At 71.0% G+C, this 21,611-nt stretch carries 11 protein-coding genes; 5 read left to right on the top strand and 6 right to left on the bottom strand.

What is annotated here, in order from left to right:
- Positions 1 to 59: 59 nt before the first annotated feature.
- The 5 genes from ACIA79_RS24775 to ACIA79_RS24755 form a co-directional block, all read right to left on the bottom strand.
- Positions 60 to 10,706 (bottom strand): LamG-like jellyroll fold domain-containing protein, encoded by a 10,647-nt coding sequence (locus ACIA79_RS24775; RefSeq protein ID WP_399430512.1) that lies wholly within the window; start codon positions 10,704 to 10,706, stop codon positions 60 to 62.
- Positions 10,707 to 10,940: 234 nt separating this feature from the next.
- Positions 10,941 to 11,492 carry a BMP family ABC transporter substrate-binding protein gene (locus ACIA79_RS24770; protein ID WP_399430511.1) on the bottom strand — a complete coding sequence of 184 codons (552 nt, stop codon included), beginning with the start codon at positions 11,490 to 11,492 and terminating at the stop codon, positions 10,941 to 10,943.
- A gap of 59 nt (positions 11,493 to 11,551) precedes the next feature.
- A complete protein-coding gene (locus ACIA79_RS24765) occupies positions 11,552 to 11,914 on the bottom strand; it encodes a hypothetical protein (RefSeq protein ID WP_399430510.1) in 363 nt (120 codons plus the stop codon).
- Between the two features lie 200 nt (positions 11,915 to 12,114).
- Positions 12,115 to 12,864 carry an HNH endonuclease family protein gene (locus tag ACIA79_RS24760; protein WP_399430509.1) on the bottom strand — a complete coding sequence of 250 codons (750 nt, stop codon included), beginning with the start codon at positions 12,862 to 12,864 and terminating at the stop codon, positions 12,115 to 12,117.
- Between the two features lie 23 nt (positions 12,865 to 12,887).
- Positions 12,888 to 13,724 (bottom strand): hypothetical protein, encoded by an 837-nt coding sequence (locus ACIA79_RS24755; RefSeq protein ID WP_399430609.1) that lies wholly within the window; start codon positions 13,722 to 13,724, stop codon positions 12,888 to 12,890.
- A gap of 134 nt (positions 13,725 to 13,858) precedes the next feature.
- Between ACIA79_RS24755 and ACIA79_RS24750 the strand changes: the two genes are divergently transcribed.
- Both ACIA79_RS24750 and ACIA79_RS24745 read left to right on the top strand, forming a co-directional pair.
- Positions 13,859 to 14,440: a TetR/AcrR family transcriptional regulator gene (locus ACIA79_RS24750; protein ID WP_399430508.1), complete on the top strand. Its 582-nt coding sequence runs from the start codon at positions 13,859 to 13,861 to the stop codon at positions 14,438 to 14,440.
- 170 nt (positions 14,441 to 14,610) lie between these two features.
- The gene (locus ACIA79_RS24745) at positions 14,611 to 15,171 is read left to right on the top strand and encodes a dihydrofolate reductase family protein (protein WP_399430507.1); all 561 of its coding nucleotides are present in this window, start codon (positions 14,611 to 14,613) and stop codon (positions 15,169 to 15,171) included.
- A gap of 64 nt (positions 15,172 to 15,235) precedes the next feature.
- On the opposite strand, the gene mfd is transcribed toward ACIA79_RS24745, so the two are convergent.
- The gene (gene mfd, locus ACIA79_RS24740) at positions 15,236 to 18,766 is read right to left on the bottom strand and encodes a transcription-repair coupling factor (RefSeq protein ID WP_399430506.1); all 3,531 of its coding nucleotides are present in this window, start codon (positions 18,764 to 18,766) and stop codon (positions 15,236 to 15,238) included.
- Between the two features lie 184 nt (positions 18,767 to 18,950).
- Between mfd and ACIA79_RS24735 the strand changes: the two genes are divergently transcribed.
- The 3 genes from ACIA79_RS24735 to ACIA79_RS24725 are packed head-to-tail and all read left to right on the top strand — an operon-like array spanning position 18,951 to position 21,494.
- A complete protein-coding gene (locus ACIA79_RS24735) occupies positions 18,951 to 19,442 on the top strand; it encodes a SigE family RNA polymerase sigma factor (RefSeq protein ID WP_391812118.1) in 492 nt (163 codons plus the stop codon).
- Positions 19,435 to 20,022, top strand: a complete 588-nt coding sequence (locus ACIA79_RS24730) for a hypothetical protein (protein ID WP_399430505.1) — start codon at positions 19,435 to 19,437, stop codon at positions 20,020 to 20,022. Before ACIA79_RS24735 ends, ACIA79_RS24730 begins: the two co-directional genes overlap by 8 nt.
- Positions 20,023 to 20,045: 23 nt before the next feature.
- Positions 20,046 to 21,494 carry a DUF2079 domain-containing protein gene (locus ACIA79_RS24725; protein WP_399430504.1) on the top strand — a complete coding sequence of 483 codons (1,449 nt, stop codon included), beginning with the start codon at positions 20,046 to 20,048 and terminating at the stop codon, positions 21,492 to 21,494.
- The last annotated feature ends 117 nt before the right edge of the window (positions 21,495 to 21,611 follow it).

Below are 21,611 nucleotides of genomic sequence, written 5' to 3'. Positions count from 1 at the left end.
GCCTGGGCGCAACAGGTTAATACCTGTTGCGCCCAGGGTTTTATCGGGATGCTGCGCGGCTAACGCCTGCCGGTCCGCACACCAGCGGCCGGGTTGTCGAGCCAGCCGCTGAGCTGGAAGCCATTGCTGCCATGGGCATCGAACTCCAGCCTGATGGGGATCGGGTTGGTCCCTTCATAAACGGGTTTGACCGAGTACTGCACAGTCTCACCAGCCTTGACGGCTTTGTAGACCTCATTCTCGACCAGGTCCCTCATCCACGGAGTGTTCACCGGATCCTGGGTGAGGGTGACGAGGTTCCGGCGCGCATGCCGCCCCTTGCCCGCCCCACCGAGCCGTCCGGCCAGCAGGTGGCCACGGGCTTCGTTGAACGCGGTGCCGTTGCCCCGCCAGCCCGGCGGCGTGGTCTTGCCGGCCTCCGTGCCCTTGTTCAGCATGTCGGGCCGGACCTGGGCGTCCACGCCGGTGGGACGACCGAGGTCGTCCAGGCCCCGGTACCTGACGCTGCCACCGTAGGCGTACTGGTCCTGCTGCGCCTTCTTGGAGCAGTTGTGGACCAGCAGAGCCGTGTCACCCGCCACCACGTGGTAGGTGTGCAGGCCGTCGACCGTCAGGTCGTAAGTGACCTTGTCGTCGGCGTAGGTCCGCGTGTTCAGGACCTTGGCGGCGGAGCCGTCCGCTGTCTGCAGACGGTCCCCCTGCTTGAGGTCCTTGGCCCGCGTCCAGGTCTTCGTCGTGGAGTCGTAGATCTGGTGGAGAGCCGTGGTCTCCAGGGTCCGCGGACCGTCCTTGGTTGCGACGGTCACCTTGACGTAGTCACGGTCGTGCGTCGTGACGTGGACCTTGGTGACCTTGTGGACCTCCTTCTTCTTCTTTCCGGGCTCGGCGGTCAGAACATAGTCGCCGGGCTTGATCTGGCTGATGGCCTTGGTCGCACCGTTGGCCAGCACCACTCCGGTGCCCGCCCCGAAACTGTGGCAGCCGGATACCTTGCCGGCCACGCCACCGAAGATGCCGCCTGTGACAGCGCCGACCGCCGTGGCCTTCGCCGCACCGCTGACGCTGCAGCCTTCCTCGCTTGTCACACAGGTGACGCCGTAGTTGACGGCGCCTTCCGCGCCACCGCCGGCAGCACCCGCCGCAGCGCCCTTGACGGCGTTGCTCGCGCCGGCGAGGAGCCGGCCGGTCGCCCCTGCTGCGGCACCGCCCAGGGCACCGCCCAGAGCACCGGTCACGCCTCCGATGGCCACGGCGCCGAGGAAACCACCGACGGACTTGGGGCCATCACTCATCATGTAGCCGACGCCGTTGGCGGTCGCGCCCGCAAGGGCGGCGCAGCCGACCACACCCACACCGGCTGTGATAGCCGTGCATCCGGCGAACACGGCCACACCCACAGCCACGGAGACGATGGTCGAGGCATGCTGCTTGACGAAGTTGGCGGTGGCCTTGGCTGCCTTCTTGACAGCCTTACCGACCTTCTTGGCTGCCTTCACCACCTTCTTAGCTACATGTTTGACAGCCTTGGCGACCTTGCGGACCGTCTTCTTTACCTTTTTGACGACCTTGTGGGCGTAATGCTTGACCCGCTTATAGGTTCGCTTGACGTATCTCTTGACCTTTTTGACGCTGTCGGAGACGTACCGTACGGCCTTCCGTACGGAGCGGTAGGCCTTCCGAACCGTCCGCTTCACCACACGCTTGATCCGCTTGGCGACCTTCTTGACGACCTTGGCGGCCTTCTTGACCACCTTCTTGGTCTTCTTCCAGGCCGACTTGGCGACCTTCTTGACCTTCTTGGCGACCTTCTTCACGGCCTTCTTGATGAAGCCGAAGAAGTGACCGGTCGGATCGACACCCGTCATCGGGTTGGCGTTGGCATACGCGTACCGGTTGCCCTCGACCGACTGCCCGACCGGGTCGAGAGTCATCGTGTCGCGGCTGTTGAACTGGCCGGTCTGCGGTGAGTACCAGCGGGCGGCCATGTTGACCTTGGCCGTCTGCGGGTCGGTCCAGCCGGACTGGTAACCGAGGTTGCCCACCATGCCCTGGGTGTTCAGGACCTTGCCGAACGGCGAGTACGTCGTCGAACCGGTCAGTGCCTCGCCTGCGGCGGTGAACTGGCCGATCACGTCGTCGTGCGCGTCCGTCAGCGCGAGGACGGCGGCCATGCCGGTCGCCTTCACGCTGAGCAGCGAACCGTCCGCGTCCCGGCTGTAGGTCGCCGAGCCGTCGGAGGCGACGTCGTTGCCGACACCGCTGTACTGGAAGGAGAACACCGGACCGGAGTCCGCGTCACTCGCGCTGAGCACACGGTCGAGGCCGTCGTACGCGTACGTGCGATCGCCCTCGCTGATGACACGGTTGAACGCGTCCGCCTTGATGGCTGTCTGCGTCCCGTTGTCGGCGGTGATGGAGCTCATCGTGCCACGGGCGGTGTACTTGTACGTGTTGTGCCCGTCCGACGTCAGGCGGTTGCGGGCGTCGTAGGTGTAGGTGTCGCCACCGACGCGGGTCCGGTTGCCGGACGCGTCGTAGCCGTAGACCTCCGTGGTGGATCCGTTGTTCCACGACGTGATGCGGTTCGCCCAGTCGTAGGTGTACGTGTTGGTCGACGCACCAGCAACACCGGTCGTCGTCTTCGACGTCATGTTGCCGTTCTCGTCCCACCCGTAGGCGATGGAGGACAGCACCTTGCCGGTCGGAGAAGTCAGCTTGTCGCTGGTGATCTGTTCCAGGGCGTCGTAGCTGAATTCCCGCTTGGACTTGCCCGCACCGTAGTCGATCGACGTCACCTTGCTGTTGACGTCGTAGCCGTAGGTCATCGTGGTACCGGTGGCACCGTCGTTGACCGTCTTCAGACGGCCAGCGGTGTCATACCCGTACGTCGACGTGCCCGACGCGTCCGTCCGCGAGGTCATCGCGCCGTCGCCGTTCCAGGCGAAGGACGACGAACCCGAGGGGCCGGACGCGGTCAGCAGCAGACCGCGGTCGTCGTACGTGAAGGTGTTCTTCTCCGTACCCGAGCCCGCGACGGCCGTGATGCGGTCGTCGTTGTCGTAGTCGTACGTGTGGTCGACCGTCGTGGCCTCGGCACCCGTACCCGCCTGCCGGGTCAACCGGCCCTTGGCGTCGTACTCGTGGGTGACGACCACTCCGCCCGGCGATCGCATCTCCTTGACCCGGCCGTTGGCGTCGTACACCGCTGTGAACGTGCGGTCCGCGAGGTCCGGGTGGGACGGTGTGGACGGTTCGATCTGGGATTCGGGCAGCCCCCAATTGTTGTAGGTGGTCAGGAACGCGTTGCCTCGGCCGTCGGTGAAGCGCGTGCGGTTGCCCGACGCGTCGTACCCGTACGTCGTGGTGATCGATTCGGTTGCGGATACCGGCTCGACCGCCTTGGTGATGAGGCCGGTGGGGTCGTACGTCAGCCGCGTGGTGTGACCTCGATAGTCGGTCAGTGCCACGGCGTTGCCCGCACGGTCGTAGGCGACGCTGCTGGTACGCAGCACCTTCCCGGTGGCGTCCAGGTCGCTGGTCGCGACCAGCTGCCCGAAGCCGTCGTAGGTGTTCTTCGTGCTGGTGCCGTCCGGGTCCGTCGAAGTGAGGACCTGGCCCTCCATGTCGTAGGTGAACTTCGACGTCTGGCCGGCGCCGTCGGTCACCTCGACGGTCTCGCCCACGGCGTTGTACTTGTACGTCTCCTGGACACCCGTGGGGCTGACGGACCGGGAGAGTTCGCCGCCCGGAGCGTTGTACTCGTTGATCGCGGTGTACGCCCGCTGCGTCGGCTGGCGCACGATCTCCGTGCTGGTGAGCTGATTGCCCAGGTAGTCCCAGGTGCTTTCCTCACGGGCACCGTTCGGCCGGGTCGCCGACAGCTGGTCGCCGTTGGTGTCGTACGTGTACGTCGTCATGCCGCCGCCCGGCTCCGTGACCGAGGCCAGGTCGCCCAGCTGGGTGTACGTGTACGTGGTGCGGTTGCCCAGCGCGTCCACCTCCGCCGTCACCTGGCCGAGCCTGTTGTACTCGTTCCAGGACGTGGCGGTGATCGGCGTCGTTGATCCCGGCGGGGTGTAGTTGGGCAATGTCGTCGAGGACTCCTGGCCCTCGGCGTCGTATGCCGTCACCGTGACGTTGCCCTGCGGGTCGGAGGACTCGGTCGGCTCACCGAAGGTGTTGTAGCCGGTCATCGACACCGGCCGCACGGCGACCGGATCGCCACCGTTCTGCTCGGCATTGACGACAGGCTCCGTGACCGTCGTCTGCTGGCCCGCTTCGTCGTAGCCATAGTCGGTGGTGTCACCGGTGGCGTCCGTCATGGACAACGGCAGGCCCCGCTGATCCAGCTTCCACGTCGTGGACCGGACCGAGCTGCCCGCGGCCGGCAGGGTGCCGCCGCGTACCGCCGACACCTGCGAGGCGGTCAGGGCTTCGCTGTAGACCTGGACGTCGTCCAGACCGCCCTTGTGGTTGCCGCCGTAGCCGCCTGCCTTGTGCCGGCCGAGCTGCAGCGCCCCGGTCGCCTCCCACGGAGAGGTGTAGGCCACCTCCTTCGCGAGCGTGCCGTTGACGTACAGCCGGATCTGCCCCGCGGCGGCGTCGTAGACACCGGCGAGGTGGGTCCAGGTGTTCGCGGTCACAGCGGCCGTGCCGGAGTCGGCACGCACCAGGGTGGCGTTCGTGGCGTCCGTCGTGCGGCGGCCGAACGTCCAGCCGGTGCCCGACGAGTAGTACAGCACGAAGCCGTAGATCTGCTCGCCGTCCTGCGAGACGAGGGTCTGGGAGACCGTCGTGTCGGTGACCTTCGCCCACGCCGAGACGGTGAAGCTCCCGTTGGTGTTGACCACGGGGCCGGAGGTCTGGGCATAGGAGTTGGCGTCGCCGTCGAAGACCGCGCTGCCACCCCGGTCGGTGTTCCAGTGCATACCGGTGCCGTGGGTACCGGTGTGGTTGGCACCGGACGAGTCCCCGACCGAGTAACCCGTCGTCTCGTCCAGCTTGTAACGGGCCACCGGGGCGGTGGTGCCGTCATGCAGGGCGGTTCCGGTGACGTTGCCGAGGTTGTCGTACATCGTGTCCGTGGTGGACACGTCACCCGTCGCCGGGTCCCGCTCCGTCTCGGACACCACGTTGTCGTCCGGGTCGTACGACACCGTCGTCGACCGGTTCACACCCGTCGGGTCCAGCACCGAGGACGTGGTGCGGTCCGCCGCGTCCACCGTGAAGGTGGTCGTGGTCTGGCCGTCGTTGGTCACCTGCTTGATCAGGTTCCCGGCCGCGTCGTAGGTGTTGGCCTGCTCCACGAACTGCTTGCCGTTCGCCGGGTCCTTGCGGACCACGGAGGCCGACAGGCCGTCGTCCGTGTAGGTGTACGCCGTCACCCAGCCCATCGCGTCGGTGATCGACGCGAGCCGGCCCGCCGGGTCGTACGCCCGGGACTCCTGGACCAGCGTGGTCGGCGCCGACGGGTTGTTCGGGTCGCCGGTGTAGTTGAGCAGGCTGGTGGTGAGCGGACGGCCCTCGCCGTCGAAGGTGTAGGTGTTGACGTTCCCCGCGGGGTCGGTCTCCTTCACCTTGTTGCCGTAGACGTCGTACTCGAACGACGTGGTGTCGCCGCCCGGGTCCTTCCTGGTCGCCATGCGGTTGTACGCGTCGTACGTCATGGTCGTCGTACGCGGCGCGTCACCGCCCGTCAGGTCCTCGATCTTCTGCTCGAGGATGTTGCCGTCGGGGTCGAACGACGTCGTCGTCCTCGCCTGGTGCACGGCACCCGTGACGCGGTTGGTGACCTTCGGATCCGTCTCGGTGGTGACCTGGTCGTTCTTGTCGTACGTGAACGTGGTGGTCAGACCGCTCGGCTGGGCGTCCGTGACCTCCGTCTCGGTGATCTTCCGGCCGAGGTTGTCGTACGTGTACTTCTTCGTGGCGCCGTTGGCGTCGGTCACCTCGGCGAGGTCACCGTTGGCGAAGTACTTGTACGTGGTCTTCTTGCCGCCCGGAGTCGTCACCGTGTCCACGAGCCCGGCCGGCGCATTGCCGCCCCCGACCGCCGGGGTGGCGGTGGTGGTGTAGGTCGTGGTCGCGGTGCGGCCGTTGGGGTGGCCGGCCACGGGCGGGGTGGTCACCGAGGTGACGTTGCCGGCCGTGTCGTAGGTGTAGCTGGTCAGGTACGTGTTGTCCGCCGGACCGGAGGAACGGCCGTCGCGCTCGGTGAGCATCAGGTCGTTGCGCAGGTCCATCGGCGGGAACGCCGTGGTCGCGTCCGGGAAGTACGTGTAGTACTCCGTCGAACACTTGGCGGCCGCCGTGTCCTGGCAGCTGGTCTGGGAGACCGTGTTGCCGCGGACGTCGTGACCGGTGATGCTGCGGTTGCCGTTGGCGTCCGTCACGGTGTGCAGGAAGCCGCCGGTGTCGTAGCCGTACGTCGTCCGCTTGCCGTTGGTGTCGATCGCGGCCAGCAGACGGTTGCCCATCTCCGCGTCGTACACGTACGTCAGCGTCTTGTTCGTCGGGTCGGTGAGCTTGACCGTGCGCACCGGGGCGATCCCGGAGGACGCCTTGTACGCCGACCAGTGCTGCTCGACCTGGTCCTCGGACAGCGGGTGGGCGTAGGCCGCGACCTCGGCGATGGAGCCGTTGAAGAAACTCACGTCACCGGGGGAGCTGAACCAGTACTTGCCGAAGCCGGCGCCGATGAAGGTGCGCGTGTTGTTCTGGTCCTTCGCGGCACCGCTGTAGTCGGCCTGCTTCACGCCATCGACGTACAGGCTCTGGGTGCTGCCTGAGGCCGACAGGACCGCGTGGTGCCACTTGTTGTCGTTGACCACGGCCTTGGAGCCGAAGTCCGTGCTCCCGGAGCCCGAGACGCTCCACCAGTGACCGTGCAGCTTGCCGTCGGCGCCCACGTACAGCAGCGGGTTCCAGCTGCCGGTCGGGGTGGCACCGGTCGGCGGCTGCGACTGGTCGGACAGGATCACACCCGGCGAACCGGTCTTGAACCACAGCTCGACGGCCCGCTCGCCGCTCCCGTGCCACGGGTTGAACGGGATCTCCGCGTACGACGACGTACCGTTGAACTGCGCCGCCGTGGCGTCACCGGTGCCGAACGGACCGGCCACACCCTGCGTGACGGTGTTGTACGTGCCGAAACCGCTGTGGATCTCGTTGGCCGCCTGCGGCGCGCCCTGCGTGTCGTCCAGCCGCCAGTAGCCGGACGGGGCGGAGCCCATGACGGCGGAGCGGTAGACCTGCGAGGAGCCGGTGATGGTCGGCGGGTTCAGCTTCCAGGTGCCGCCGTCGCCGTCCGTCGCCTGGGTGACCAGGTCGTCGGTGGTGTTGTAGGTGACGGACGCCTGGGTCTTGCCGCCCGGCGTGGTGATCTTGTTGAGCAGACCGGCGGACCGCTTGGCGGCGTCGTACTGTGCGGTGATCACCGTCGGGTCGAGCGGCTCGGAGTAGATGGCGACCTCCGCCATCTGGCCCGTGTAGTGCCCGAGCTTGTCGTTCGGGTTCATCGCCGGCCAGCCGTCGGTGTTCACACCGGCGCCCAGCGAGATGTAGGGCTGCTCCCAGTCGTTGATGGTGCCGGACAGGGAGCCCTGCGCCTTGCCGTCCAGATACAGCGTCTGGCTGTTGGCCACACCGGTGAGGACCGCGTTGTGCCACTGGCCGTCGGTGACGGGCACGCCGGACGTGATCGTGGTCATGCAGCCGGGCGACATGGCGAGGCAGCCGCGCAGCTTGCCGTCCGTGCCGACGTACACCGCCGGGGTGTTCTTCGTGGTGGTGCCGACCGGGTCGGTCCCGCTCAGCGGCTTGTCACCGTAGTAGAAGAGGACACCGCCCGCCGTGGTCGTCTTGAACCACAGCGACACCGACATGTACGACGGCGTCGCGCCCGGGGCGCTCGGCATCTCGACGTACGAGGTGGTGCCGTTGAAGGTGGCGGTCTTCTGGGTGGAGCCCGCCAGGACGGACGTGGAGCCCAGGGTCACGTTGCGGTACAGACCGTTGTACTTGCCCTGGTTGCTGTCGACGCTGTCCTTGGCCACGGTCCCCGAGGTCTCACCGAGGCGCCAGTAGGCGAACGGGTCGGCGTCCAGCACCGTGGTGCGGTAGTGGTTGCCGGTGGCGTAGCCGTAGACCGTGCACTTGGTGGCGTCGGCCGGCGGGCACACCTTGGTGAGCTGGTCGCCGGTGTAGCCGTAGCTCCAGGTCTGGACCGTGGTGGCGTCGCCCGTCTTCGACGGGTCGGTGGCGACCGTCGCGACGTGCGCGGCGGTGGCCCCGGCCGGGGTCTGCCAGGTCAGGGTGAGCGACCGGTTGGACGTGGTGTTGGTGATCTTCGTGAGCTGGTTCGAGGCGTTGTACGTGAACGTCTCGGCGCGGCCCGCGTAGTCGGTGATGCTGGATATCGCCTTCACCCCGGTCTTGGACGTGGCCTGCGTGAACGCGTAGGCCGTGAAGTCCTTGTCCGTGAGCTTGTAGCCGCCGGTGACGGCCTCCAGGCGGGCGTAGCGGCCCAGCGGGGGCTGGAAGGTGCCGTCGCTGTTGCGGCCGAAGGCGACCTGCTCACCGCCCGGGTAGGTGATGACCACGCTCGCGACGGCGCCGGCGCCGTCCTTGACCTCGGCGGCCTTCATGTCGACGACCGTCGACCAGCCGGCGCCGAAGGCACCGTCGACCCGTGGGTCGAGGCTGTTGTACGAGCGGTCGATCTCCAGCGAGGGGCCGATCACCGGGATCTCGGCGTCGGTGTCCTCGGTGGTGTAGTTGCCGTCGGACGGGTCGAACTCGTGGCCGTCGGTGTTCTGGGCGAGGCCCGAGGTGACCGGCGGCTGCGGCACGGCGGTGGTGAAGCGGCTGGAGTAGGTGACTTCCTCGTAGCCGTCGGTGACACCGACGTACCAGGTGTAGTTCTTGCTCCACTTCAGCTTGCCCGCGGGGATCTTCCACGAGCCCTTGGTGAGCGGGGTCGCGCCGGAGGTGACGACCGGAGTGGTGCTCTCGGTGTCCGCGTCGTACACCTCGAAGGTGTACTGCAGGGACGCGTTCGGCCACTTGTCGGCGTCGCTCGCGTAGACCAGCAGCTCCGGCTGGAGCGTGTTGGCCTGGAAGTTCTCCGGCGGGTACTGGGCGTTGACCTGCGGCTTGGTGTTCGGCGCGTAGGTCAGGTCCAGGGCGGGGCGCCAGGCGGCGGTCGCCGAGTTGTCGGAGTGGAACTTCTTCCAGTGCAGGTTGTCGGTCGTCGGCGCGGTCAGCGCGAGGCCGTGGTTGGCTCCGCCGGTGGCGACCTGGGTGAACCAGCTCGTGGAGAGCGTGACCGGCATCTTCACGCCGACGTCCGCCCCGCCGTCCGAGTTGGTGCAGGAGGCGCCGGGCGTGCCGGTGGCCGTGCCGATGGACGAGCCGTAGGTCGGGCCGGGGTAGCTGGTGACGCCGGACGGGGTCCAGGACTGGGTGATCGGGTGGACCGTGAACGGCTTGGCGTCACAGACCGAGGACCACAGCGCGTACACGTTCAGGGTGGCCGCGGAGACCTTCTGGCCCTTGAGCGTGGTGCCCAGCGAGGAGAACTGCAGGAACGAGTTCGCCTTGTTGGTGCCGGCGTCGTACGAGCCCACCTTGATCTGCGTCTCGGTGGAGTGGTCGCCGGCGATGGTGTTCTGGGCGTACGTGGAGTTGCTGGCGGTCACCGTCGGGTCGACGGTCACCGGGTAGACCCGCTCCGGGTCGTCCAGCCACGCGCGGTCGGCGGTCATCCGCAGCGCCGGCTCGCCGTCCACGGTGGTCAGCTCGTAGCGGACCGCCCGGGACTGCGCGGCGTCGCCGGAGCGCGGGTCGACCTTGGAGTCCTCCATGTACGCGTGCGGGATGGTGGCGGTCACCTTGCCGTCGGCGTCGGTGAACTCCACGTCTCCGTCGGCCGCGATGCGCGGCGTGAGGCCCTTGACGTCGAGGGGGAAGACCCAGGAGTTCGCCGCGTCCGCGGAACGCAGGACGATGTTCTCCTTGAAGCCCTCGGCCAGCGGCACGAGCTCCACGTCGGTGTCCGGCAGCACGCCCGCGTAGGTCACGGTGCCGTTGGCGGCCACGGTCGGCTCGGCCTTCACGGCGCCGCGCAGCGCGTACGCCAGGCTGCGGCCGGAGCCGAAGTCGACGGAGGCGAGCTGCTGGTCGGCCGCGTCCGGGGCGAACTCCACGTCGAGGGAGTTGGCCCGCTGCTGGAGCCGGCCGTCGGTGTCCTCGGTCAGCCGGGTGTCGATCGGCTTCCAGGTGCCGTCGTCGCCCTTGAAGTTGTGGCGGCCGGTGTAGTGGCGGATGGTGGTGGAGCCGTCGGCGTTGACGTAGTAGTCCGAGGTCGCCGTCGACTTCTTGGCGTCGCGCTTGCTCGTCGCCGGGTCGAAGCTCTTCGCCGTGCCCCGGGCCTTGCCGGTGGTGGCGGGGTCCTCGGCGTCGCCGGCACGCTTGAACGGGTCGAGCTCACCCTTGCCCTTGCCGGGCTTGCGGCCGACGCCTCCGTCGGCGCTGGTGTCCTCGGCGGAGGCCTGGTGGCTCTTGCCGCGGGCGGTGCCACCCTCCTGTTCGGGGGTGTCGAGAGGTGATGTGTTGGCCCACTCCCACAGTCCCGAGAGGGACAACTCGGGCATGCTCAGCGCCGGAAGCGTCGCGCCGGTGGCGGCCGCCGTCTCGGTGGTGAGCATGAAAGAGAAGGAAACAAGGACAGATACGGCCGTAGCCCTCACTCTGCGTCTTCCGGTAGGACCCGGAGGAAACAGGCGAGGGCTACGGACCCAGCGGATGCGCATGGGCAACCCTTTGCTTACACGAAGCCTACAAAAGCTTCGTGAGCTTGCCCGAAGTGCGCACGCCAGTTCCACTTGAGAGCGGTCGCTTGACCTGATCGTTACGCGACACGCTGAACCAGCGCTTGAGTGTTACTTCTGCGACGTCTCGGAAGCCTTGACGGCGCGTCGGATCGCGCTTCCGACCGCTTCATCCAGTTCGGCCGCGTTCCCGGACCGCACCGCCGTCACGTTCCGCTGCCCCGCCCCGTCACCGTCGACCACGACGAACCGGGCGTCGGGGTACTCCTTCGCCCCCGCGACGGTGGCCTGCACCTGCGGGACGCCGACCGCGAAGACGACCGCGCACTTGCGCTGCATGAGGCTGTTGAAGAAGGGGCGCGCGTTCGCCGCCGTCTGCTCGCCCATGACGGGGACGTAGTTGACGCGCGACCGGGTGTCCAGGGACGCCTTCTGCATCGCCTGCCACACCGCGGCGGCCGGCGTGCCCGCGGTGACGCCCTTCTCACCGGTCAGCAGGCAGGCGTCGATGTCCTTGTACTGCCGCGCCCGCGGGTCGGGCGGGCCGTCCTGCCCGCCGCCGACGAACAGCGCGACCGCCACCAGGCCGAGCACCAGCACGGCGGCGCTGCCGGCCGCCCAGGCGGCGCGTCCGCGCGGCATCCGCAGCCGCGCGAGCAACATCCCTACGTTTCGCCCGGTTCGCGGGCTCTTCTCTGCCTTCCGCCAGGTACGTCGCGTCTTCATCGCGGCTGTCCCGTCCGCTGGGACGCCAGCAGGCAGTGCAGCGCGGCGCCGACGGTGGCCAGCGACAGGAGCACCAGGTCCCCGGCGAACTGCCACCCGTGGGACTCCACCGGCGTCAGGACGGCCTGGAACAGCCAGGCGACCGTCACCGCCGTGAACACCACCGCGGCGATCCAGTCGGCGCGGGCGCCCCGCCGCCACGCGATGACCAGCGAGGGCAGCGCCCCCATCATCCCCAGGCTGACCACGGGGACGGCGGCCAGCAGGACGCGGGCGAGCAGACCCGGCCCGGACCCGGGCGTGGTTCCTCTCATCGGTCGGGCCACCGTCTCGGCGGCGACGGCGTCGGCGTGCTTCACGTTCGGATACCTCTCGGGCGCATGTGCGGGAACGGTCGTGCGGAAGGGGACGCCGTACGGTACATCCCGCGCCGCCCGGCGTCAGCCCCGGGGCTCACACCCCGGGCCCCTGCCGCCCGCGCCCGCCCGCGCCGCAGCGCCGGCCCCCGCGCTCGTCCGCGCCGGGTGGGGGCGCGGCGGGTACGAGTGGCGCGGGGGCCTCAGGCGTCGCACTGCCGCAGCATCATGCGACGGTCCGCCGCCGTCACCGGCAGGTCGTACTTCACGGCGACCTGGGCGAAGCGCACCGCGTACGCGCACCGGATCCGCTTGTCCGGCGGCAGCCAGGTGGCCGGACCCGAGTCGCCCTTGGCCGAGTTGGCGCGGCCGTCCACCGGCAGCAGGTTCAGCGGGTCGTTGGCCAGCCGCTCGCGCTTGGCCTCCGGCCAGCGGGCGGCGCCCATCTGCCAGCTGTACGACAGGGGTACGACATGGTCTATCTGCACCTCCGCGGCCTTCTGCTTGCGCCACTCGACGGTCCGGCCGGTGTACGGGTCGTGCAGCGTCATGGCGACGACCACGCAGTCCGAGCCGGAGCGCAGGCGCAGGGCCTGCCCGTCGCGCCGCAGCAGGTCGTTGCGGGTGTCGCAGCCGTTGCGGGCCAGCGGTACGCCGTCGACCGAGTCCTTCCAGGCGTAGCCGAACTCCTCCCGGTCGTAACCGGTCCGCGGCCCGCGGCCCTTGACCGCGAGGCGTTCGAGGAGCCGCCGGGCCTCGGCGCGGTCCGCCTCGGAGGCGACGGGCGCGAGGCCCGGTCGCGTACCGTCCGGGTTGTCCAGCGGGACGGCCGCGCGGGTGCCGGGCGCGGCGCCTGATGCCACGTCACCGGTGTCGGCGGCGCCGCATCCCGCGGCGAGCGAGGAGACGGCCAGGAGCGCGGCGGGCAGGAGGGTCTTCCGGAGCGTGGGCATGGGCTCCACGGTAGGGCCCGTCCCTACACCTTCCCCACCCCCAGGGTGTTCTCACGGGGCAGCAGCCCGGCACCGAGGACGGCGACCCAGGTGCCGCCGACCCGTTCGGCCAGCTCCGCCATGGCCTTGTCGCCGAGCGCCGCCCAGGGGCCGGCGGCCAGGTCGTCCGTGCGGCGCTCGACGTCGTCGCGCAGGGCGCGCCCGGCGTCGGTGGCGTCCCCGTCCGCGGTGACGAGCCCCCGCGACGCGAGCCGGTCCCGGGCGGCGGCCCACTCCGCCTCGCTCCAGCCGCGGCTGGCGAACGTGGTGACGGGCGCGGCGCCGACGGCGGCGAACGAGACCAGCGCCTCCACCGGGTCGAGACCCGCGGTGAGGAGGGCGGCCAGGTGCCCGTCCCCACGGTGCTCGCGCAGCACGGTCGCCGCCTGCCACAGCACCAGGTGGGGCTCCTCGGGCCAGTGCAGCGCGGCGTTCGCGGCGGCGAGCGGCCGCCCGGCGGTTTCGGCGGCCTCGGCGGCGCGGCGCGCGAGGGCCGCCGCCTCCGCCAGCTCCGGCCCGGCGACCGCGTCCCCGAGGAGTCGACGGTAGAAGCGGTCCACCGCGCGCAGCCGCGCCGCCAGGACGTCGCCGGGAGCGGCGGTCCGCCAGGCCGCGGGCACGTACCGCCGCACCATCGCCGGGCTGAAGCTGTAGAAGGCGGACGCGACGGGCCCGGCGTCCACGGGGCCGAGGGGGGCGGCACGCCAGGCGAAGTACGCGGGCCAGCGCTCGTCGGTCGCGTATCCGAGCGCGGCGGCCTCCTCGACGGCCTCGGGTGCGTAGTAGAGGACGGCGTGCAGGGGCTCCAGCAAGTGCCACATCTGCCGGACGCGTGCGGGGTCGGGCTGGAACACGGGGACCACTTCCCATCTAGTCACTGCCTAGATCTGCTGCACCCCAGACTGCTCCGGCCCGGCAAACTTGTCAATGCCTAGATGGGGCGTACGCTGCCTCCATGAGCACGAGCGACAGCCGGCGCGGCTACCACCACGGTGATCTGCGGCGGGCCGTGATCACCGCCGCCCTGGACGCCATCCGCAGCGACGGCCCGGCGTCCCTGAGCCTCAGGGACCTGGCCCGGCGCGCCGGGGTCTCGCACGCGGCGCCGGCCCACCACTTCAAGGACCGCGCCGGCCTGCTGACCGCCATCGCGAGCGAGGGCTTCGACCTGCTGGCCGCCACCCTCGGCGACGCGGCGGACCTGCGGGACGCGGGCGTACGGTACGTCCGCTTCGCCGTCGAGCACCCCGCGCACTTCCAGGTCATGTTCCAGCCGGACCTGCACCACCCGGACGACCCGGAGCTGCGGCAGGCCAGGACCCGTGCGGGCGACCGGCTGCGCGAAGCCGTCACCGCGGTGCCCGCCGGGGGCCGCGGCGAGGACGCCCGGCTGGCTGGCGTCGCGGCCTGGTCCCTGGCGCACGGCTTCGCGACGCTGCTGCTCACCCGGAACCTGGAGGGGCCGATGGCCGGGCGCGACCCGGAGGACGCCTTCCGCACCCTGGCCGGCCTGCTGTTCCGTACGGACGGCCCCTGACGGCCGCCCACAGCGGCGACGCATTGAAGCGGCCCACCGCGGCGGACCTGACGGCAAGGCGTGGCGGGGTGCGGCGCCGCCTTGAACACCGCGGCGCACCGGCCGATGAGTTTTCCGTACGCCCCCGGTCTCCACACCACCAGCACCGACGACACCACGGGAGTCACCCCATGCGCACCTTCAAGCTCCAGGTCCAGGTCACCGCCGACGGCTACATGGCCGGCCCGAACGGCGAGATGGACTGGATGACGTGCCCGTGGACCGACGACATCAACACCTACGTCGACGCGCTCACCGCCCCGGTCGACTGCATCGTCCTGGGCCGCAGGCTCGCCGAGGGCTTCATCCCCACCTGGGCCGCCGGCCCCGAGGGCGAGGACCGGGCGTCCATCGACAAGATGAACAACACGCCCAAGGTCGTCATCTCCCGCACGCTCACCGCGTCCCCCTGGGAGAACACCGTCGTCTCCGACGACCTCGCCGGAACCGTGCGCGAGCTCAAGTCCCGGCCCGGCGGCGACATCATCGCCTACGGCGGCGGCACGCTCGTCCGCGACCTGATCGCCCAGGGCCTGCTCGACGAGCTGCACCTCTTCGTCAACCCCACCGCGATCGGCGCCGGCATGCCCGTCTTCCCGCACACCGACGCCTACCAGCACCTGCGCCTGGTCACCGCCCGCCCCTTCGACTGCGGGATCACCGCGCTGCACTACGAGCCGAAGCGCCCCTGACCCGGCTCGACCCGCGGCGGGGCGGCCCTCCGCGAGAGCCGCCGCCCCCAGCGCCGTACCGGACCTACGAACCCAGGATCGTGGTGAGGAACTCGCCGGTCCACGCCAGCAGTTCGCGGCCCACCACCGGCTTCCCGCCGATCTTGCCCGTGGTGGGACGGGGAACCAGGATCTGGTGGGTCTGCGGTTTGATCACGGTCCGCGGGTACAGGCGCTTCAGGCGCAGCTCCTGCGACTCGCGCAACTCCACCGGCGCGAAGCGGATGTTCGGCCCCTGGAGGACGATCTCCCCGACGCCGCAGGCCCGCGCCAGCATCCGCAGGCCGGCGACGAGGAGCAGGTTCTCCACCGGCTCGGGCAGCTTGCCGTAACGGTCGGTCAGCTCCTCGCGGACCGCCTTGATGTCCTCCTCCGTGTTCGCCGAGGCGATCGCCCGGTACGCCTGGAGACGCAGCCGCTCGCCGGGCGCGTAGTCGTGCGGGACGTGCGCGTCGACCGGCAGCTCGATCTTGACCTCCAGCGGCGGCTCCTCCTCCACGCCGCCCTCCAGCGACGCGCGGTAGTCCGCGACCGCCTCGCCCACCATCCGCACGTACAGGTCGAAGCCGACGCCGGCGATGTGGCCGGACTGCTCGCCGCCGAGCAGGTTGCCCGCGCCGCGGATCTCCAGGTCCTTCATGGCGACGTACATGCCGGCGCCCATCTCGGTGTGCTGGGCGATCGTCGCGAGCCGCTCGTGGGCGGTCTCGGTCAGCGGCTTCTCCGGCGGGTAGAGGAAGTACGCGTACCCCCGCTCACGGCCGCGGCCGACCCGGCCGCGCAGCTGGTGCAGCTGCGACAGGCCGAAGTTGTCGCCGCGCTCCACGATCAGGGTGTTGGCGTTGGAGATGTCGATGCCCGACTCGACGATCGTGGTGGAGACCAGGACGTCGAACTTCTTCTCCCAGAAGTCCACGACGACCTGTTCCAGGGCCTGTTCGGACATCTGGCCGTGGGCGATCGCGATCCGCGCCTCGGGGACGATGTCCCGCAGCCGGGCGGCCGCCCGGTCGATCGACTCGACCCGGTTGTGGATGTAGAAGACCTGGCCCTCGCGCAGCAACTCACGGCGGATCGCCGCGCCGATCTGCTTCTCCTCGTACGGGCCGACGAAGGTGAGGACCGGGTGCCGCTCCTCCGGGGGCGTGGTGATGGTCGACATCTCGCGGATGCCGGTCACCGCCATCTCCAGGGTGCGCGGGATGGGGGTGGCGGACATGGTGAGCACGTCGACGTTGGCGCGGAGCTTCTTCAGCTGCTCCTTGTGCTCGACGCCGAAGCGCTGCTCCTCGTCGACGACGACCAGGCCCAGGTCCTTGAACTTCGTCTCGGACGAGAACAGCCGGTGCGTGCCGATGACGACGTCGACGGAGCCGTCCTTCAGGCCCTCCAGCGTCGCCTTCGCCTCCGCGTCCGACTGGAAGCGCGACAGGGCCCGCACGACCACCGGGAACTGGGAGTACCGCTCGGAGAACGTGCCGAAGTGCTGCTGCACGAGGAGCGTCGTCGGCACGAGGACGGCGACCTGCTTGCCGTCCTGGACCGCCTTGAAGGCGGCGCGCACCGCGATCTCCGTCTTGCCGTAGCCGACGTCGCCGCAGATCAGGCGGTCCATGGGGACCGTCTTCTCCATGTCCTCCTTCACCTCGGCGATGGTGGACAGCTGGTCGGGCGTCTCCGCGTACGGGAAGGCGTCCTCCAGCTCCCGCTGCCAGGGCGTGTCCGGGGCGAAGGCGTGGCCCGGCGCCGCCATGCGGGCGCTGTACAGCTTGATCAGGTCGGCGGCGATCTCCTTGACCGCCTTCTTCGCCCGGGCCTTGGTCTTCGTCCAGTCCGCGCCGCCCAGCCGGTGCAGGGTGGGTGCCTCGCCGCCGACGTACTTGGTGACCTGCTCCAGCTGGTCGGTGGGGATGTAGAGGCGGTCGCCGGGCTGGCCGCGCTTGGCGGGGGCGTACTCGACCAGCAGGTACTCGCGGGTGGCGCCCTGCACGGTGCGCTGCACCATCTCGATGTAGCGGCCCACGCCGTGCTGCTCGTGGACGATGTAGTCGCCCGTCTCCAGGGTGAGCGGGTCGATCGTCTTGCGGCGGCGCGTCGGCATCCGCTGGCCGTCCTTGCCGGCCGTCTTCTGGCCCGACAGGTCGGTCTCGGTCAGCACGGCGAGCTTCAGGCCCGGGTCGACGAAGCCGAACTCGATGGAACCGCACGCCACGTGGACGAGGGACGGCGAGATCTCCGTCAGGTCGCCGTCCAGGCGGGCGGCGATGCCCTCCCCGCCGAGCACCTCGACCGTGCGGGCGGCCGGGCCGTGGCCCTCGGTCACGAAGACCGTGCGCCAGCCGTCCGCCAGCCAGCCCTTGGTGTCCGCCAGGGCCCGGGCGGTGTCGCCGCGGTACGACTCCGGGGCGTGCATGCCCAGGGTGAGGGTGTCGTCGTCGAGCTCCTCGTCCGCCGCGAACGGGGAGACCGACCACCACATCATCCCGAGCTCGCGCGCCCGGTCCCGGACGTCCGCGATGCCCCACAGCGACGCCGCGCCGACGTCGATCGGCGCCTCGCCGCCGCCGGCGGTCGCCGCCCACGACGCCTGGAGGAACTCCTGCGACGTGGCCACCAGGTCCGAGGCCCGGGTGCGGACCCGCTCCGGGTCGCACACCACCGCCATGGAGTCCTTCGGCATCACGTCCAGCAGCAGCTCCATGTCGTCCACGAGCACCGGGGCCAGGGACTCCATGCCCTCCACGGCGATGCCCTCGGCGATCTTCCCGAGCAGCTCGCCCAGCTCCGGGTGGGCCTCGGCCAGGGCCGCCGCCCGCGCCCGGACGGACTCCGTCAGCAGCAGCTCGCGGCAGGGCGGCGCCCACAGTCCGTGCTCGGCGACCTCCAGGGACCGCTGGTCGGCCACCTTGAAGTAGCGGATCTCCTCGACGTCGTCGCCCCAGAACTCGACGCGCAGCGGATGCTCCTCGGTGGGCGGGAACACGTCCAGGATCCCCCCGCGCACCGCGAACTCGCCGCGCTTCTCGACCAGCTCCACGCGTGCGTACGCGGCGGCCGCGAGCCCCTCCACCACCTCGTTCAGATCGGCCTGCGCGCCGGTGCGCAGGGACACCGGCTCCAGGTCCCCGAGCCCCTTGACCTGCGGCTGGAGCACGGAGCGCACGGGCGCGACGACGACGGACACCGGGCCGGCGGCCGGGTCGTCCGCGGACGGGTGCGCCAGGCGCCGCAGCACCGCGAGGCGCCGGCCGACGGTGTCCGAGCGGGGCGAGAGCCGCTCGTGCGGCAGCGTCTCCCAGGCCGGGTACTCCGCGACCGTGTCGGGATCGAGCAGGCTGCGCAGCGCCGCCGCCAGATCCTCCGCCTCCCGCCCGGTCGCGGTCACCGCGAGCACCGGACGCCCCGCCTCGCGGGCCAGCGCGGCCACCGCGAAGGGGCGCGCGGCGGGCGGCCCGACCAGGTCGACATGGTGCCGGTGGCCGTCGGAGGCCGCCTTCACCGCTTCGGCGAGGGCGGGGTCCTTGACGACGGCGTCGAGCAGACCGTGCAGGCTCATGGAGACTTCCATCCCGGTGTGTGGGGCAACGCGAACCGCCCGACACGTCGCACGGGCCGGGGGTTCCCAGCCTACGACGTCACCCGGACCACCGCGCTCGAAACAATCCGGGGCCGGATGTCAACCGGACACGTGCCGGGGTGCGTATAGGCCATGAGAACCGTCCGACCACTGGGGGCCCGCGTTGACCGAAGAGGAGTTCCACGAGCTCTACGCTCACTCGGTCACGCGCCTGGTCGGTCAGCTGTACCTGATGACCGGCGACCTCCACGAGGCCCAGGACGTCGTCCAGGAGGCGTTCGTACGGGCCTGGGGGCGCCGCTCGCGGCTGCTGCGGGACGCCGGGCCCGAGGCGTGGGTCCGTACGGTGGCGTGGCGGCTGGCGGTCAGCCGGTGGCGGCGGCGGGGCCGGGCCGCGGAGGCGTGGCGCCGGCACGGCAGCGGTCTGCGCGACAGCGTGCCGGCGCCGGACGCCGGCTCCGTGGCCCTCGTCGCGGCGCTGCGCACGCTGTCGGAGCGGCAGCGGCGCGTCGCCGTCCTGCACTACGTGTGCGACCTGTCCGTGGAGCAGGTCGCCGCGGAGACCGGGCTCGCCACCGGGACGGTCAAGACGCACCTGTCCCGGGCCAGAGCCGCCCTCGCACCCCATCTGACCGAGGAGCAGCACGGTGTCTGACCAGCGCAGCCAGCACACGGACCAGGCCATCGCCGCCGCGCTCAAGCGGGCCGCCCGCACCGGTTCCCTGCTCGTCACGCCCGAGCCCGCCGCCCGGGTGGCGCTGCGGGGGCGGCGGCGCCGCAGCCGTACGCTGGCCGCCGCGGCGGCGTGCGCCGTGTGCGTGCTCGGTGCCACGGGCACGCTCGCCGCGCTCACGCTGCTGCCCGAGCGGCCCGGCGTGCCGACGGCGCCGCCGTCCCCGTCCCCTTCGCCGTCGGCCCCGCCGACCTCCGTCTCCCCCTCGTCCGCCCCGCCCACCGGCGCCTCCCCCTCGTCCGTCCCGCCATACTCCGCCTCGCTGCCGGTACCGCCGGCGTCCCCGGCCCCGACCGTTCCCACCCCGGCCACGGCGACCCCTTCGTCCGCCCCGACCACCCCGGCCGCGCCGGACGCACCGGCCACCGCCGTCCCGTCCCCGGGCGCTTCCGCCCCGGCCACCCCCGCCCCGGCCACCCCCGCCCCGAGGGCCGCGGCCCCGACCGCCTCGGCCTCGGCCGTCCCGCCCGCCGCGCCCGCCATCGGGTCCCGCCACCCGTAGTGACCCGAAGGAGCCCGCCACGCATGCGTGGAACCGTTCTCGCCGCACCCGCCGGCCGCCGCACCGCACCGGAGAACCCCCCGACGGCGCCGATACCGATAACCGGGCCGCCCGCCGCCGCACCGGCAGCGGGCGGCCGCGCCCCCTACCTCCTCGCGCTCGCCCTGTTCGCCGCGTACACCACGCTGTCCGTGCTCCGCCACCGCCGCATGGGGAGCCGCTCCTGGGACCTCGGCATCTTCGAGCAGGCCGTCCGCGGCTACGCCCACCTCCAGGCGCCCGTCGCCGACCTCAAGGGGCCGGGCACGAACATCCTCGGCGACCACTTCAGCCCCGTCACCGCGCTCCTCGCGCCCGCCTACCGGCTCTTCCCCACGCCCGTCACCCTCCTCGTCGCGCAGGCCGCGCTGTTCGCGCTCGCCGCCATCCCCGTCACCCGCGCCGCGACCCGCCTGCTCGGCCGGTCCTCCGGTGTGGCCCTCGGCGTCGCGTACGGACTGTCCTGGGGCATCCAGCGGGCCGCCGACTTCGACTTCCACGAGATCTGCTTCGCCGTCCCGCTGATCGCCTTCTCCCTGGAGGCGGTCCTGCGCGCCCGGTGGCGCGCCGCGCTGCTGTGGGCGGCACCGCTCGTCCTGGTCAAGGAGGACCTCGGCCTGACCCTGGCCGCCCTCGCGCTCGTCGTCGCCTGGCGGGCGCGGCGCACCTCGCGGCGTGCCGCCGTGTACGCGACCGGTGTGGCGCTCCTCGGGGCGGCCGCCACCGCCCTGACGCTCCTCGCCGTCATACCGGCGTTCAACACCACGGGCGGCTACGACTACTGGAGCAAGGTCGGCGAAGGCCCGGGCCCCCTCGCCGGCGCCGAAACGAAGCTGCGCACCCTGGGCTGGCTGCTGCTGCCGGCCGGGCTGCTCGCCCTGCGCTCCCCGCTGATGCTGGCCGCCGCGCCCACCCTCGGCTGGCGGTTCCTGTCGGGCGACCCCCACTACTGGTCCACCGACTGGCACTACAGCGCCGTCCTGATGCCGGTCGTGTTCCTCGCGCTGGCGGACGCCGCGGACATCACACGCCGCAGCCCGCGCCCCTGGCTGCGGACCTACGCGAACCGGCTGCCCGCGTGCGCCGCCGCGGCCGCGGTCGCCCTCACCACCTCGCTGCCGCTGTCGGCGCTCACCGAGGCGCGGACGTACCGCACACCGCCCGGGGCCGTCGCCGCCGAACGGCTCCTCGCCCGCATCCCGGACGGTGCGACCGTCGAGGCGAACGTCGGCCCCATCAGCCGCCTGGCGGGCCGCTGCCGCGTCCTGTGGATCGGCGACGCCAGGAACCCCGCCCCCGACTACATCGCCCTGAACAACAGGTCCGGCTGGGTGCGCGACCCCCGCGGCTACGCCAAGCAGCTCCACCCCGGCGCCCGTTACGACCTGACCGGCGCGGCCGCCGGATACATCGTCCTGGAGCGGCGCACCTGAGCCGGACGGGGGGCTTCCTCCGCGGATGCGGTCCCGGTGGGCGTGGAGGACGCCCACCGGGACCGCGGCCCCCACCGTGACCGTGCCGTCAGTCGGTCGCGATCGCGTTCAGCACGT

This window comes from Streptomyces sp. NPDC051310 (genome assembly GCF_044455245.1).
Lineage (GTDB): Bacteria > Actinomycetota > Actinomycetes > Streptomycetales > Streptomycetaceae > Streptomyces.
This window is presented reverse-complemented; position numbering and strand designations above follow the sequence as displayed.